Source organism: Bifidobacterium pseudocatenulatum DSM 20438 = JCM 1200 = LMG 10505 (assembly GCF_001025215.1).
Classification (GTDB): Bacteria; Actinomycetota; Actinomycetes; order Actinomycetales; family Bifidobacteriaceae; genus Bifidobacterium; species Bifidobacterium pseudocatenulatum.
This window is the reverse complement of the sequence record NZ_AP012330.1, coordinates 231,481-246,413: the sequence shown is the minus strand read 5'-3', so window position 1 is coordinate 246,413 and position 14,933 is coordinate 231,481. Positions and strand designations below refer to the sequence as shown.

The following is a 14,933-nucleotide window of genomic DNA, read 5'->3' as shown; positions in this document are numbered from 1 at the left end:
ATTATCTCGGATTGCCCACGTCACGCAGCATCCGCACCTTCGCCTGAATCACCAGAATCATCGGAATCATCCATGTAGCTCATACTTTTCATAGCGTCCGTCATCAAATTGAACTTTTCAGCGAGCGCTTCCTTGCTCTTACGTTCATCCTCATCTTTGGCTTCCTGCTCGGCCCTCTTCGGATCCCAACGCAGGCACTCCGCATGATGATCCCACTCCATGCCCGCGCACGGAATGACATTGTCCGCGGTTATGGTGAATGTGTTGTCGCAGAAGGAATTCTCCTCGAGTGGCGTTGCCCTGCCCGCCTCACGCACAGCATTACGCAGCGCAACCATTCGAGACAAGGTCACGTCGCCGACATAGATCGGCGGAACAGCCATCTGCTCGCACAACTCGTTGATGTACAGCATCACCGGCAGCACGCGCACGGTCTGTTCGTCCACATCGTCAATGCCTTCGCACATGAGATTCATCAGACCGTCACCCACCGCGAGCGCCGCGAGGAATCGCCCGGTGAGCGTCCTTGGGGTCGTGGTGAAAGCGTAGCAGTAGTTGACATCTTCCAGCGCTCCGCCGTCGAAGCCCAGGCTGACGCTCTGCCGAATGTACTCCACGATCTTTTGCAGTATATTGCGGACTTCCGTCTCGACATGGGCGTCGATGAAGATGCCCAGAATGTCGGCCGCTTCGAAGAACAGGTCGGCATTGTTGGTTTCGGAATAATTGCGCATCACATCGTATGCCTGATTGGCCCGCGTGAGCGCTTGCACAATTTCCGGATCGCAACCCGGAATCTCGTCCATTCCCTCGTACACGGCTTCCGCCACGGACGGGTTAATCCCGTGGGACAATCGCAGCATTGCCCTTGCCATGGTGCAGGAGAATCTTACTTGCAGATCTTCCGTGTACTTTGCGTCATTCTCCATCTCCTGAACGGTTTGCAGCGGCCATAATTCCACCACTCCAACACAGCTTTCGATGGCAATTTTCATATGAGGCCTATCGAATAATTGATAAAGCGCTCCGTTGTTGATAGTGAAAGCCATGCGTGCCCCTTTGCAGCTTCGACATTTTGTTTTCCTCACTGGACCCAACAGCATCCAGCCCTTCCATGATTGCATGGAATCCCCGTTCTTTCAACAACCGCCGCACTCATTGTCGCGTGTCTCGGTCAAAAGTTTCCAATCCGGCGATTCCATGCCGCATTATGCGCTATTTCACGTCGGCCGCGGGATCGACGTAAGCGATCGACAATACTTTGCGTGTATCGCAATCGTACGTAATGGAAGTGATGGAGGCGAGTGCCGTATGGCGTAGCAGCATATTATGTTCCGGGTGCCCGGTTTCCAGCATGTGCCTGTAGCTCCAGATGGGCGATTCATGGCTGACTACGATGATTTGCTCGCCGGGATGCTCCCCCACTTTTTCGAGGGCGAACGCTTGCACACGATGCGCGATCGACTGGTAGCTTTCACCCCAGCTTGGCTTCCACAGGTTGCGTACCAGCTTCCAGTTGCCGTTTTTCCAGAGTGCGCCTTCGCCGTAGCCGATGCGCGTGCCGCGGAATTCGTTGCGCGCTTCGATGATGCGCTCGTCGGTGGTGAGTTTCAGCGGCTCCTCGCCACGGGTTTCACGCACTTCGTTGAGTGCGGTGAGGATTTCGCCGGCCGTTTCGCGCGTGCGTTCCAGCGGCGACGAGTAGATGGCGGAAACTGTGTTGAGTCGTGGATTGACGGCAATGTAGTGCGCGGTCGCCTGCGCCATGCGCACACCCACTTCCGACAGGTGGAATCCGGGCAGTCGTTCGTAGAGCAAATGCCCTGGATTTTCGACTTTGCCGTGACGTACGAAATGGATGGTTGTTGCGGGCATCCCTACCGCCTTTCCGCAAGATGCTGCCGGACTGCTGACGTTGACCGATGGAACGAAAATTCTGCAATCGCAAGCTTTGGAAGCGTTGCGCAACCATTTTGCAACAACCGTCTTTCGCCCGCCGGACATCTTTTCGTCCACCAAGTGAACGTGTGGTGAGTACTTACAAAATAGCCAATCGAATTATGTCTGCCAACCTCAATGCACCGCGTGTTGCGACAGTACCTCCGCATAAAGTTGTCTAGTTCAAGAAAATGGCACACAACCAGTCTCCACCCCCTATGCAACACGCTTGAACGTCAATCGATTGACGTTCAAGCAAGGTTGAAGTGAGAGACTGGGGCTGGAGAGCAAACAATCAAGACAGAACGAGGGTATATCAAGCGGTCCGCGGCAACGCAACGCAGCGGACGCAAGCACCAACCGTGAGCAGAAAGGAGCGGCAAAACATGACCAATTCAGTCCTCGCCGGCGCCAAAAGCATCGGCCAACATCTTTTCGGAGGGTACGCGGAGCTTCTTCGCATACCGCACACCGCCCGATTTTCGGTCGGTTCAGTGATCGCATGCATGCCGTTCCCGATGGTCGGCATGACGATTACGATTTCCGTGCAGCATTATTACGGCAATTATTCGCTGGCAGGCGCGCTGACGGCCGTGCAGGCGATCGCGCTGGCCGTTGCGAGCCCGGTGCTCGGCAAGCTGGTTGACAAGTTCGGCCAGCGTCAGGTGTCGATTCCGACAATCATCGTGTGGATGATTGCGGCGACCGCACTGGTTTCCTGTATCACCGCCCGAGTGCCGTCGTGGATTCTGTTCTGTATCGTACCGTTCATGGCGGCGATTCCGCCGTGGGGCGCGATGAGCCGTCAGCGTTGGACCACGCTGCTTAAAGGTGACACGGAGAAAACCAACCGCGCGCTTTCGCTTTCCGGCGTGTTCGACGAATGCATGTGGGTGATCGGCAATCCGCTCGCCTCCACACTGGCCGTGATTTCCGGGCTGTTGGCATTCTCATTCACTGGCGTGTGTGTGGTGGTCGGCGCGCTCATGTTCCTCACCGAACTTTCCACCGAGCCGAAATCGCAGACGCAGCTGGCTCGCGAAGCGGGCATGACCCGCAAGGAATACCGTGAGCGCGAAGCCGCCCGTTCCAAGGCGTTGCAGGCGGAAGCGGCCATTGAGTACGCTCGCGATCGCGCACGTTCCGAAGGCAAAACGGCTGCGGAAGTGCAGGCCGCCATGGATCAGGCCGCCGCCGATGTGAATGCCGGGCGCAAGGAATCGATTTGGGGGCCGGGCCTAATCGCCGTATGCGTGACGTGGTTCGGTTTGGGCGCGTTCCAGTCGGCCGCCAGCATTTCGATCGTCGCGTTCGCCACGGAAGCGAATATGAAGCAGTACACCGGTTTCGTGTTCGCCTGCTTCTCGTTCAGCTCGCTGATCGGCGCGCTCGTGTATGGCGCAAAGAATTGGACTATTCCGCTGTGGAAGCGTTTCTACTTCTGCCTTGCCGTGGTCGATCTAGGCATCGGCTCGTTCATGTTCGCCAAACATCTGTGGGTGATCATGATCATCTACCTGTTCATCGGCGTATGCCAGGCACCGACGTGGGTGAACGGCAACCAGCTGATGCTGCACTTGGTGCCGCCCACACGCTTCACCGAAGGCATGGCCTGGATGGGTGCGATGAACTCAATCGGCGGTTCCGTCGGCTCGGCGATTGCCGGCCAGTTCATCGACCGTATGGGATCACACGGTGGTTTCATTGTAGTGACGGCTCTGGCGCTCACCTCGCTGGCGATCGCCCTGTTCGGCTTCAAGCAGATCAAGGACTCCACCGAGCAGCCCATGCTTACCACCGTAAGCGTGTGACCTTTCGCACGTAAAGCATGCAGAGCATACGAAAAGGCGGTGCTTATACCTTTATAGGTGTAAGCACCGCCTTTTCATATTCAGGACTGTCCGGCCGTCTGCGCGAGTCGGGAATCAGGGCAGATTTGATCAGGGCAGATTTCCGGGTTGTGCAGGCAGATTTTCCGAATTCAGGACTACTTGGGCCAACCGTTGGGAGTGTGTTCCAGCGACCATATGCCAAGCTTGTGCGAGAAGCTGTTCTGCCACTTGGCTTCCAGCTCTTCCGGCGTGAGGCGGTTGTCGGCTTTGCGCAAACGGTTCATGGCGTTGGTGTGCGTATCGTCGAGCAACCATTTGCGTGTCAGGAAGTTCCACACCATCACCACGGCGGTGGCGATGAGCTTGCCGACGTTGGTGCGGATCAGGTATTCGGTGCTCTGCGACACGTAGGCATCATGGTTCATGCCATACGTGGAGATCCAGATAATGGCGTCGTTCATGAACAGGCCGATCAGCGCGCCAATCACGAAAATGAGGATTTCCATCCAGCGGGCCATGTCGTCACGGTGCTTGAACACCAGTTTCATGCTGGCAATGTAGTTGAAAATCAGGGAAATAATGAACGAGATGGTTGCGGCGAGCACGTTGTGCATGCGGAATACGCCGACGAGAAGATTCAGAATGCCCCAGTCGATAATGAAGGCGATCACGCCAACGAGGCCAAATTTCATAAGCTGTTCAATCAGTTTTCTCACAACGAATATTTAACACGCGCACGCAGACCACCTTGGCAGCCGTTCAGGCAAAGCCCAAAATTTCTCACACAGCCACCCCGACTGCGCCGTTCGACGCCTAGACTGGAGGTGAACCGCAAAGGCTGATTCCAACAATTTAAGGAGAGCATCATGCCAGTCATCCACACTCATGTTTCCGTTTCCACCACCGCCGAGCAGCGCGAGGCGCTGAAGTCCGCATACGGCAAGGCGATCACCGCCGTTCCCGGCAAGTCTGAAGGCTGGCTGATGTGCCCGTTTGAAGACAATATGCCGATTTATTTCGGCGGTGACGATTCCAAGCCGGCCGCATACGTCGAGGTGAACGTGTTCGGTCGTTCCGTGCCCGGTTCTGCTTGGGAGAAGCTGACCGAGCAGATCATGGCCGCGTTGGAGAAGGAACTGGGCATTCCGGCCGACCGCACGTACATCCGCTACACCGCCACCACCGACTGGGGCTGGAACGGCGGCAACTTCTGACGAAGTTTCCACCGTTCCTTCGAGGTTCGCCCATATTGCGAACCTCTCACCTCACCTACGGGGAAACACACCGTGTTTCCCGCCTCACGGTTCGGGGCGGCAACTTCTGACGAAGTTTCCACCGTTCCTTCGAGGTTCGCCCATATTGCGAACCTCTCACCTCACCTACGGGGAAACACACCGTGTTTCCCGCCTCACGGTTCGGGGCGGCAACTTCTGACGAAGTTACCTCCGTTCCTTCGAGGTCATGGCGTTGCGACGTTCGCTAGAAACCGCCGAAATTAAGGTGCAAAAAGGCGGTCACCTACGCATATACGCAAGTGACCGCCCTAAAATGTTGCGATCAGAACGCTACGACTCGTTTATCACACGATCTTCGGCATCGGCGTGGTCAGCGAAACGGTGAGATTCACATGCACCAAACCGGCACCGGAATGCACTTCAACCTTCTTCAACGTCACCGTACGCTCTTCAGCCGGAGCGGAATCGTTGTCAGTCATCGTGGCCGGAGACTTCACCGCAACCAGTGCAAGCGAACCGAAATCAATACCGGCGCTGGCGCACAGGTCCACCGCCTTATTAAGCGATTCAGCAAAACCGTCCTTCAGGATCACGCGATCTGCCGGAACACCATACGCATTTTCGGCAACCCAACGCACGTTCTCCACCAGAGCCATACCCTTGTGGCTGTGCGGCGTGGCCGGCATGGAACCATTCACCACCGCGTCAACGAACGCGTCAAGCTGCGGGGCGAGCGCATCGCCACCATCGCGATACAGGTTGCCGATAATCGGCTCGCGGAACTCCAGATCCTTGGCGGTCTGCTGCAACGCCGGAATTTGATCGTCTTCGCCATCCCACAGGTTAATCAGCGGGAACGTAGGAATATCAAGACCTTCCAAACGCTGCACGTGGAACGGGTAACGCCAGGCAAGCGCCGGATCGTCACGCCAAGTGGAAGCGCGGGTCACCACAATCGCGGCGGACGGCCACTGTGCGCCATACTCGCGGCAAGCAATGTCAAGCCACTTCTGAGCGCCCGCGTCAGCACCGTAACCGGCCTCGACGATCACCACATCATGCAGGGCGCACGCCATTTCCACGGAAACCAGCGTCGGAATGCCGATCGACACGTTCGCGAACGGACCGCCGTGCACATACACGGGAGAACCATTCACCGTTTCCGTCTTCGCCGGCTTCACCGCATCGGAAAGAATGCCGGTAATACGCCACAAATCAACGAATTCACCGAACGTAACGGCCTTGCCGTCCTTCGTGCCGGCAATCATCTTGGCAACGCGCTCGGCGATCTCATCCATGGAACGGGAGAGCACCACGATCTGCATGAGCTCGCAGGTCGGAGTGAGCACCACACGCTCGGCCACATTGCCCTTGCCGCGGTCCACCGCGATCTGACGCAGCGAACGGGACGGCACTTCGGAAACGCGCGGCACGGCGATATCGTCGAGCTTGCCGTCGTCGATGGCCTTCTCAGCGAAGGAAACCAGCAGGTTCTGGGCCGCTTCGATAGCGCCCATTTCGCCGCACAGACCCCAGTCGATCAGCTCAGGGTGGGTCAGGGAAGCCTTGCCGCCGCCCGAAGCGCCGCCCTTGGAACCGGCAGCGGTAATGCCCATGCTCGGCTGACGGAGCACTGCGGCCGCATCAATGCCACGCTCACGCAACGCGTCGATCAGCGCGATCGTGGTGGTGGTCTTGCCCTCGCCGCGAGACGCCTTCAGCGGAGTATCGGCGGTGACGAGCACGACCTTGCCATGCTTGCGTGGAGCATCCGGATCATTCTTCAAATAATCGAGATAGCCGAACGCATCAATCTTCTGCACCAAGCCGTACTGGCTGGTGAAATCCTCAATGCTGGTCACTGGGGTTTCCTTTCTTCAAATTGGAATGCACGCCATTCTAACGATGTTGTATTGCGGAAAATAATTGGCTCCCGCAACGTGGTCACGAGAGCCGAATAGTGAGATTTTAGAAGTCCGACATGTGGAAGCCGTTCTTCATGTTCATGCTGGCGGTGTACAGCACGGAATCAAGAAGCTTGTCGGTTTCCTCCTTGAGCTGCGCGGCCATGGTCTCGTTGGCTGCGGCAAGGATTTCACGGGCTTCGCCGTTGCGCACGGCTTCGATGATTTCATCCGGTTCCATAGGCTGAACATCGCCGATTTCGTCTTCCGCATCGAATTCGTCGGTCACGTCACCCACCAAACGTTCGATCTGCTCGTCGGTAGAGGCAACCATGCGGTGGCCCATCGCGCCAGTCTTCTCCTGATAGCGTTCCACGGCGTTGGCGGTGTCGGCGAAGCTGGAATCGCACAGGGCCGCGATGATGCGGTTCTCCCAATAGAAGTTTTCGGACGTGACGCGCGTGGTGGTGTCTTCCAAATACTTCGGCGTGGAGTTGACGTTCGGGAAGAACGGCACGAGCGTGTTGAACGGATTGGAACCATAGGCGATCCACTGGATCGCACGGCTCACCTGCGGGCGGTACGGGCGGATCTGCATCACCGCAAGCTGGCTCTGACGGTTGATGCCGATCGGGCGGAACATGTGGCGGGTGCGCTGGTCGCCAAGCTTTCCATACGGATCGTACGGAGTGCCCTGATAGTGGGAGCTCAGCACATACTTCACATCTTCGATGGTGATTTTGCGTTCCGGCTGGCGAGCCCACGGAATATCGTCGGAAACCGGCTTATGATCGGCATCCTGACCATCCCACTGCTCGTCGTACGGGTTAAGGAAACGCTGCATGTACCAGGCACGCGGAGTGTTGTACACGTGGTCGGAATCGGAGTGGGAGCCGAACGCGTCACGCGGGTTGAACGGAGTGGAATTCTCCACCGACAGGTCAAGATGGTTGCGTTCGATGAACTCGGTCAGATCGGCGGAGCACATGTGGTCCTCCTGCTCGCCAAACGCATCTTCAAGATCAAATTCGTCAATGCCCAGCTGGTTCGGCATGGTCACATACGCTTCGTCCGGCACACGCTTGGCGATCCAATGATGGCCGCCAACGGTTTCCAGCCACCAGATCTCGTCGACGTCGGAGAAAGCAACGCCGTTCATCTCATACGTGCCATACTCCTCAAGCAGAGCGCCCAAACGTTCCACACCCTCACGGGCGGTGGTGACGTACGGCAGCACGAGAGTAAGGAAATCCTCTTCGCCAATGCCACCGGCGACTTCCGGCTCATAGCCCTCTTCGCCTTCCTTGCCTTTGGCCGGCGTGAGTTCCACGAACGGATCGGCACCGAGCACACGCTCATTGGTGGTGAGCGTTTCGGTGGCGCTCATGGCAACGTTCGCTTCGTTCACGCCAGCTTCGCCCCAAATGCCTTCCTTCAGATCGGCATTCGGCACAGCCGTATACTGCAGCGGATTGTCAGGAAGATCGATTTCAACATGCGAAAGCACGCTCTTGTACTTGCGCGGCTGATCTTCAGGCTTGACTACGATGAAGCGCTTCGGGCAAAACTCACCATTTGCACTATCTTCATTACGGGCGATGATGGTCGATCCGTCATAACTTGCGTCTTTGCCAACCAAAATCGTGGTGCACGCCATAATTATTCAGCAATCCTTTCGATTATTGTCAATACGTTTTCGTCGGATATATTTCTGATTTCCGCATCTTTATATCGTTATATTGCTGCGGAAATCAAATTTCTGGCCTTACTTGAGATCCTCTTTCACAAATCAGGCTTTTCCAGTGAGGAAAATAGCGCCCTGATCAACGATTGTACCGGAAGTACGCAGCGCACGTTCCATTTCGTTGAGCCAGAATCCCTGATTGAGGCCGGCGAGCGGAGCCGTGGTACCCCACACATGCAGATAGTAGTCATGATCCTGATCTGGCGGATATGGACCGTTGTAACGCATCGTCACTGCGGGATCACTGCTGCGGCCCTGCAGCAACGGCGAGGCGGCGGACGTGCGTCCCTGAACCGTTTCAGGAATCATCGCAGAAACCGTGCGCGAGAAATCAGCCGGAATCGCGAGCGCGTGAGAATCGTTGAAATCGTACATCAGCGCATCCACGGGCAGGTTCGCGAGGGACCAATGATTCCACTGGAAACCGCATACCGGAATTGAATCCGGATCAACGAATTCCCAATGCAGGAACTGCACTGCAGGATCAAGCGCATCAATGTAGAAGGGGAAGGAAACAATCGGCGTACCGTCGATGCAGTTCTCAGGCGGCGCCGCCTTGGCAAACGCGTCGGGAATGACGGTGAAATCTGCGGAAATCTTCATGCACCCAGTATCCCTCAAGCGTCTGACTCATACAAGGTTTCAATTGACGGCATAACGAAACATAACGAAACGACCCCTGCGGCGAGCCTGTGGGGCACGCGGGCAGGGGTCGGTCCGGGAAACAGGGCCTATCAGACCTCACATCGCTTGAAAAACAAGGCGTTACAGGCGATAGGCACAGCTAGTACGGCTCAGTTGGCCGGGTGGTAGAAGTCGCCGTTGAGGGCGGCTTCGGCACGGGCCTGAGCCTCTTCGAAGGTGACTTCGGCAAGGGAGGCACGCACGTCGTCGAGTGCCACCGGAGTCATGGACAGGGAGTTCACGCCAAGACCGGCCAGCACTACGGCCAAGTCCGGATCGGCAGCGGCCTCGCCGCACACGCCCACCGGCATGCCCTTGGCGTTGCCCGCGTCGCAGATCATCTTGATGGCACGCAGCACCGCCGGATGCCAGGCGGTCTGATAGTTGGCAACGGAACCGAGCGTACGGTCGGCGGCCAGCGTGTACTGGGTCAGATCGTTGGTGCCGATCGACACGAAGTCGGCCACGTCGGCCACCTTATCAGCCATAAGCGCGATCGACGGCACCTCAGCCATCGCACCCACGAACTTCAGACCGAAGCTCTTGCCAAGCTTCACGAAATAGTCAGCCTCATGCTGGTCGGCAACCATCGGGGCCATGACCCACAGGTTCGCGTCGGTGGCGGCATCGGCTGCGGCGAGCGCCTTGAGCTGGCCTTCGAGCACGTCCATGTGGGCGCGCAGGGTGCGCAGACCGCGCAGGCCGAGAGCCGGATTCGGCTCGTCTTCCGGAGTGAGGAACGGCAGCGGCTTGTCAGCGCCGGCATCGAGCATACGAATCACGACCTTCTTGCCCGGGAACTGGCTCAACAGCTCGGTGTAAGCGCGGGTCTGCTCTTCGACGGTCGGCGGCTCGGAGTTGCCGATGAACAGGAATTCAGTACGGAACAGACCAACGCCTTCAGCGCCATATTCCAGCGCCTTAGCTGCGTCGGCCGGCTTGCCCACGTTGGCGAGCAGCGGAATGAGGTGGCCGTCCTTGGTGGAGCCCGGATTGCCGCGCAGTTCCTTGGCTGCGGCCGCGCGGGACTTGGCGGCTTCGGCTGCGGCGATCTCCTCTTCGGTCGGGTCGACGACCAGTTCGCCCTTGGCCGCATTGACGACCACGGTGGTGCCGTCGGTCAGATTCTCGGCTTCGGCTGCGGAAACAACCGCCACGATGCCGCGGGCACGGGCCAGGATGGCGGTGTGCGAGGTCGGGCCGCCCTGCGAGGTGACGATGGCGAGGGTCTTGCTCATGTCGAGCGCCGCGGTGTCGGCGGGGGAAAGATCTTCGGCAACGAGCACGAACGGGGTTTCGCTCTGCGGCAGGCCCGGTGCGGGAGCGCCCATAAGGTCGGCGATCACGCGCTGGCCGACATCATGCAGATCGGCGGCACGCTCGGCCTGATATCCACCGATGGCGCGGAACATGTCTTCCACCGCGGCGAAGCCTTCGAGCACCGCGCGTTCGGCGGTCTTGCCCTGCTGGATCAGCCCCTTGATGGATTCGGCCAGCGACGGATCGGAAGCGAACATGGCGATGGCCTGCAGAATCGGAGCGGCCTGCTTGGCGCCTTCGTCACCATTGGCGGCCTCTTCGGCGCGACGGTTCAGGTCGGCGTTCACCAGTGCGAGGGACTTTTCCACGCGGGCGATTTCGCTTTCGGCGGCAATGCCTTCCGCACGCGGGGCGTCCGACGGTTCCGGCAGCGGCTGCGCCATACGGATGACCGGGCCGACTGCAACGCCGCGACCAATGCCAACACCCTTGATGATCATGTGAACTCCTTTGACCTGTTTCCTTGTTTTGTCGTTTGCGTTTGTTGTTTGCTCGCGAAAGGAACGCGAGCCGAACGTGTTCTTGTGATTTCCGCGCCTGCCTTGCGCGTTGAGTTACCGCAATGATTTCCACCGTCTTTGCCGGTAAATCATTTTCAGCCTGCCCACAGTATACACGCTTTAAACCGCAACACACAACCAGTAAACGTTTTCTGCGTTTCGTGGAAAAAGTGCTATAGTAATCACCAGCGGCGCACCGATGCATTTCACTCGGCAAGCAGCACGACTTTCAAATAACACAACAGAAAACAATCAACAATAACGACTCAAAGGAGTGTCCATCATGGCAACCCGCACCACCGTCATCAACGATCCCGTCGGTATCCACGCTCGTCCGGCCGCACAGTTCTCCCAGGCCGTCACCGCCTCCGGCTGCACCGTCACCATCGCCAAGGAAGGCGGCAACCCGGTTCCGGCAGGCTCCATCCTGTCCATCATGGGCCTGGGCATCAAGCAGGGCGATTCCGTGGTCATCGACGTGCAGGGCGCCGACGACGAAACCGTGGCAGACAACCTGCTGAACATCCTCGTCAACGCCGAGTGATCTTCTTTTCTGAAGATTTTCGAGGATTTCGCAAGATATTCAACAATCTTCAGTTACGAAATCGCAATGCGATCGCAATTCCATATGCATGATTGCGATACTTGCTTCAGCCACCTGCCGCATTCGACGGGTGGCTGTTTTATTCCTGAATACGCGATTGAGACACGGCAGCAATTCGAATAATCCAATACTTCGAATGATTTTGGGAGGAGAGCATGGCACGCACAACCGACAACGCCTCGGCTTCGGCTACTTCGGCGAACAGTTCAATCACGAACGTCGCCGCGCTGGCCAACGTCTCCATCGCCACCGTCTCCCGCGTGCTTTCCGGAAAACGCACCAAAGACGACGACATCGCACGACGTGTGAGAGCCGCCGCGGCACACCTCAACTATTCGGTCAATTATGCGGCGAGCGCATTGCGCAGCACCGTCACCAACACCATCGGACTGGTGATTCCAACCGCCACCGACCCGTTCTGCGCGCAACTGCTTGACGAAATCGAACCCGTCATCGATGTGGATTCGCAGCAACTGCTGCTCGGCATCGGCGGCGATCAGGCCACGCAGATCCAACGCATCGAATCGTTGGTGGACCGCCATGTTGACGGGCTGATCGTACTGCCCGCCTGGGGAGCCTACCTTTCCGAGGAACTTGAACATTACGCCTCCACATTGCCGATTGTGCAGGTGGGCGGCCGTCGATGCTCATCCCGCACATCCATGGTGAGCATCGACGAAAACGCCGCCATGGAAATCGTGATCAGGCATTTGGCCGAACGTGGCATCGCATCCGTGGCATACATGGCCGGCAAGGAAATCTCCTTCGAATCGGCGGAACTGTTCGCCATGTTCCACACGCAGGTGCGCGCGCACCACTTGAACACCGAAGCCGAATGGAACAAGTTCGGCGATCGTAGCGTGCAACGCGGTTTCGACTGCGCCATGCGACTGTTCTCCGAACCACTCGTGCAGCCGGAGGCAGTGGTGTGTGCCGACGATTCGATCGCATTCGGTGTGATGGTGGCGTTGCATTCGCTCGGGCTTCGCGTGCCTCAAGATGTGCTGGTGGTTGGCTACAACGATTCGCCGATTGCACGCACCACCATGCCGGCGCTGACCAGCGTGCGCCCGCCGTTCAAACAAATCGTCTCCGAAGCGCTACGCCTACTCAACGACGCCCCCGGCAGCCCCGCGCACATCTCACTCGCGCCGCAACTCATCGTCCGCGAATCCACCAACTGCCAGCGCTAAATCGCAATTTTTGCAATTTTGCCGGCAGTTATCGCACGATAGCAAGCCAGAATCATACAGCCAAACAACCATTTCCCCACCCGCTGGAAGAATCTGCCCTCGGAAAACAGTATGTGCCAACGCCGCTAGCCCTAGCTGGCGATGAGGGAGCAGAAGAGAGCTTCAAAGACCAGTACGGGATTGCCATTGCCGGCCAGGCGGCGACGCGCAACGGCAATATCCTCCAGCCGCCGCACCGCTCCCCCACGCGTAAGCCGCACCGACAGTTCGGTGATCGATGAACGATTCTCCAAATTGATCAGTCCCACCGAATCCTCGGCATTGTTCTGCAGCACAGCCACATCACGGTAAATACTGGCAATCGAGTTCAACGCACGGTCAAGCACATCACGCGTAAGTCGCGTAGTCTGGCGCTTCAGCTCGTCTTTTTTGGCGATCGCATTGTACGCGCCACGCAGTTTCGGAGGAATACGATCCTTCGCCCCAAGCCCATTGATCCTACGAAAATCAGCTTCCGCCTCTGCCGCCTTGACCTTCACCTCCGCTTCGGCCTGCACTTTCGCATTGTCGATAAGATTGCCGGCAAGCAGCACCGCATCCGATGCGCGACGCAATCCAAGCACACCCACAATCAGCTCGTCACGGTCAGACATCACCTGCTCATTCTCCGCATACAAGCGCGCAATGCCGATATGCCCTTCTGCAAGGCGTGCGGCACGTACCGCGATTTTCGGCTCAAATCCGCCATTTTGTTCCAGAAATGCGGCCACTGCCTGCGTGGAAGGCACAGCAAGATTGACGATGCGAGTGCGCGAGCGAATCGTCGGCAACACATCCTGCGCACTCGGCGCGCACAAGAGCCAAATCGTGTGCGCGCTCGGCTCCTCAATCTCCTTGAGCAGCACGTTGGTGGTGCGTTCCAGCATGCGATCGACATCTTCGATAATGATGATGCGCCACGGCGCAGTGCTCGGCATCTGTTCGGAAGTGGTGATGATGTCTCGCACCTCGTCGATGCCGATGGTCACTTTGTTGGTGGCAAGCACGGTCACGTCGGGATGAGTGCCGGCAAGCACCTGCTGCACGGCTTTGGTCGGCTCGTCGCCAAGACCATGATCGGGGCTCTCCAGCGCCGCCGCAAACGCGCGCGCCACATTGGAACGGCCCGATCCTGGAGGACCGCAGATTAGCCAGGATTGCGCAATGGCTTTCGGATCGCCACTTGCGATGGCTTTGAGTTGTTCGACAACCCGCTGCTGGCCGACAATCGAATCCCACACGCTCACTGGGCGGCCTCCGATTGGAAAGTTTTCGTTTGGCTGATTTGTGCAAAATCGTCTTGAATATGCGACCATACTTCATCGATGGATTGGCTGGCATCAATCACGCGGAAACGTTGTGATTCCGCCTTTGCCAAGTCAAGAAACGCCTGTCGTGTACGACGTTGGAAATCGTTTCCTGCAGATTCCATGCGATCTTCATCATGCTGTAGTCGTGCATGCGATTGCACAGGGTCAAGATCCAGTAGATACGTGCGATTCGGCAATAGCTCGCACGTTGCCCACATACTTAAGTCGCGGATTTCACCTGCCGTCAATTCGCGGCCGCCAGCCTGGTATGCAAGAGAAGAATCAAGGTACCGATCGGTAATTACCACGGCACCGCGTTCCAGCGCAGGGCGAATCACCTCGGCAACATGCTGGGCACGGTCGGCGGCGAACAGCAACGCCTCCGCACGCGGAGCAATATCCGCGTCGGAACCTTCCACACCGCCAAGCAGCAGCTTGCGAATCGCCACACCAAGCACAGTACCGCCCGGCTCGCGCGTGACCACGCATTCGCGCCCCTGCGCCTCAACGTACGCACGCAACCGTTCGACCTGCGTGGTTTTGCCGACGCCGTCTACACCTTCAAAGGAGATGAATATGCCTTGCATATTCATCACTCTACATTGCGGCGTTCGCAACGCTACCGCTGCT

At 57.8% G+C, this 14,933-nt stretch carries 13 protein-coding genes; 4 read left to right on the top strand and 9 right to left on the bottom strand.

Annotated elements, in window-relative coordinates:
- Window positions 1-20: 20 nt before the first annotated feature.
- Window positions 21-1,049, bottom strand: a complete 1,029-nt coding sequence (locus BBPC_RS00910) for a hypothetical protein (RefSeq protein WP_004220246.1) — start codon at window positions 1,047-1,049, stop codon at window positions 21-23.
- Window positions 1,050-1,215: 166 nt separating this feature from the next.
- Window positions 1,216-1,875: a histidine phosphatase family protein gene (locus BBPC_RS00905; protein ID WP_004220248.1), complete on the bottom strand. Its 660-nt coding sequence runs from the start codon at window positions 1,873-1,875 to the stop codon at window positions 1,216-1,218.
- A gap of 449 nt (window positions 1,876-2,324) precedes the next feature.
- On the opposite strand from BBPC_RS00905, the gene BBPC_RS00900 reads away from it, so the two are divergent.
- On the top strand, window positions 2,325-3,749 hold the full coding sequence (locus tag BBPC_RS00900) for an MFS transporter (RefSeq protein ID WP_004220249.1): 1,425 nt from the start codon (window positions 2,325-2,327) through the stop codon (window positions 3,747-3,749).
- A gap of 176 nt (window positions 3,750-3,925) precedes the next feature.
- Here BBPC_RS00900 and BBPC_RS00895 read toward each other — a convergent pair whose 3' ends face one another.
- Window positions 3,926-4,462 (bottom strand): GtrA family protein, encoded by a 537-nt coding sequence (locus BBPC_RS00895; RefSeq protein WP_004220250.1) that lies wholly within the window; start codon window positions 4,460-4,462, stop codon window positions 3,926-3,928.
- Between the two features lie 174 nt (window positions 4,463-4,636).
- Between BBPC_RS00895 and BBPC_RS00890 the strand changes: the two genes are divergently transcribed.
- A complete protein-coding gene (locus tag BBPC_RS00890; protein ID WP_004220252.1) occupies window positions 4,637-4,984 on the top strand; it encodes a phenylpyruvate tautomerase MIF-related protein in 348 nt (115 codons plus the stop codon).
- Window positions 4,985-5,349: 365 nt separating this feature from the next.
- Here BBPC_RS00890 and BBPC_RS00885 read toward each other — a convergent pair whose 3' ends face one another.
- From BBPC_RS00885 to ptsP, 4 genes are all read right to left on the bottom strand, one after another.
- Window positions 5,350-6,867, bottom strand: coding sequence for a formate--tetrahydrofolate ligase (locus tag BBPC_RS00885; RefSeq protein ID WP_004220253.1), 1,518 nt, complete (start codon window positions 6,865-6,867; stop codon window positions 5,350-5,352).
- Between the two features lie 106 nt (window positions 6,868-6,973).
- Window positions 6,974-8,566, bottom strand: coding sequence for a C69 family dipeptidase (locus tag BBPC_RS00880; RefSeq protein WP_004220256.1), 1,593 nt, complete (start codon window positions 8,564-8,566; stop codon window positions 6,974-6,976).
- Between the two features lie 132 nt (window positions 8,567-8,698).
- Window positions 8,699-9,256: a YbhB/YbcL family Raf kinase inhibitor-like protein gene (locus tag BBPC_RS00875; protein ID WP_004220257.1), complete on the bottom strand. Its 558-nt coding sequence runs from the start codon at window positions 9,254-9,256 to the stop codon at window positions 8,699-8,701.
- 191 nt (window positions 9,257-9,447) lie between these two features.
- Complete coding sequence (ptsP, locus tag BBPC_RS00870; protein WP_004220258.1) at window positions 9,448-11,097, bottom strand: phosphoenolpyruvate--protein phosphotransferase; 1,650 nt, start codon at window positions 11,095-11,097, stop codon at window positions 9,448-9,450.
- A gap of 343 nt (window positions 11,098-11,440) precedes the next feature.
- Between ptsP and BBPC_RS00865 the strand changes: the two genes are divergently transcribed.
- Together BBPC_RS00865 and BBPC_RS00860 are read left to right on the top strand one after the other, a co-directional pair.
- Window positions 11,441-11,701 carry an HPr family phosphocarrier protein gene (locus BBPC_RS00865; protein ID WP_004220260.1) on the top strand — a complete coding sequence of 87 codons (261 nt, stop codon included), beginning with the start codon at window positions 11,441-11,443 and terminating at the stop codon, window positions 11,699-11,701.
- A gap of 215 nt (window positions 11,702-11,916) precedes the next feature.
- Window positions 11,917-12,954, top strand: coding sequence for a LacI family DNA-binding transcriptional regulator (locus BBPC_RS00860; RefSeq protein ID WP_004220262.1), 1,038 nt, complete (start codon window positions 11,917-11,919; stop codon window positions 12,952-12,954).
- 131 nt (window positions 12,955-13,085) lie between these two features.
- On the opposite strand, the gene BBPC_RS00855 is transcribed toward BBPC_RS00860, so the two are convergent.
- Window positions 13,086-14,240 (bottom strand): DNA polymerase III subunit delta', encoded by a 1,155-nt coding sequence (locus BBPC_RS00855; protein ID WP_004220263.1) that lies wholly within the window; start codon window positions 14,238-14,240, stop codon window positions 13,086-13,088.
- Complete coding sequence (gene tmk / locus BBPC_RS00850; RefSeq protein ID WP_033524235.1) at window positions 14,237-14,890, bottom strand: dTMP kinase; 654 nt, start codon at window positions 14,888-14,890, stop codon at window positions 14,237-14,239. Before tmk ends, BBPC_RS00855 begins: the two co-directional genes overlap by 4 nt.
- Between the last annotated feature and the right edge of the window lie 43 nt (window positions 14,891-14,933).

What these genes read in the sequence shown, in the direction of transcription:
- BBPC_RS00900 (WP_004220249.1), top strand. Translation starts at nt 2,325, where the DNA reads ATGACCAATTCAGTCCTCGCCGGCGCCAAAAGCATCGGCCAACATCTT.
- BBPC_RS00905 (WP_004220248.1), bottom strand. Translation starts at nt 1,875, where the DNA reads ATGCCCGCAACAACCATCCATTTCGTACGTCACGGCAAAGTCGAAAAT.
- BBPC_RS00890 (WP_004220252.1), top strand. Translation starts at nt 4,637, where the DNA reads ATGCCAGTCATCCACACTCATGTTTCCGTTTCCACCACCGCCGAGCAG.
- BBPC_RS00875 (WP_004220257.1), bottom strand. Translation starts at nt 9,256, where the DNA reads ATGAAGATTTCCGCAGATTTCACCGTCATTCCCGACGCGTTTGCCAAG.
- BBPC_RS00865 (WP_004220260.1), top strand. Translation starts at nt 11,441, where the DNA reads ATGGCAACCCGCACCACCGTCATCAACGATCCCGTCGGTATCCACGCT.
- BBPC_RS00895 (WP_004220250.1), bottom strand. Translation starts at nt 4,462, where the DNA reads ATGAAATTTGGCCTCGTTGGCGTGATCGCCTTCATTATCGACTGGGGC.
- ptsP (WP_004220258.1), bottom strand. Translation starts at nt 11,097, where the DNA reads ATGATCATCAAGGGTGTTGGCATTGGTCGCGGCGTTGCAGTCGGCCCG.
- BBPC_RS00860 (WP_004220262.1), top strand. Translation starts at nt 11,917, where the DNA reads ATGGCACGCACAACCGACAACGCCTCGGCTTCGGCTACTTCGGCGAAC.
- BBPC_RS00880 (WP_004220256.1), bottom strand. Translation starts at nt 8,566, where the DNA reads ATGGCGTGCACCACGATTTTGGTTGGCAAAGACGCAAGTTATGACGGA.
- BBPC_RS00910 (WP_004220246.1), bottom strand. Translation starts at nt 1,049, where the DNA reads ATGGCTTTCACTATCAACAACGGAGCGCTTTATCAATTATTCGATAGG.
- tmk (WP_033524235.1), bottom strand. Translation starts at nt 14,890, where the DNA reads ATGCAAGGCATATTCATCTCCTTTGAAGGTGTAGACGGCGTCGGCAAA.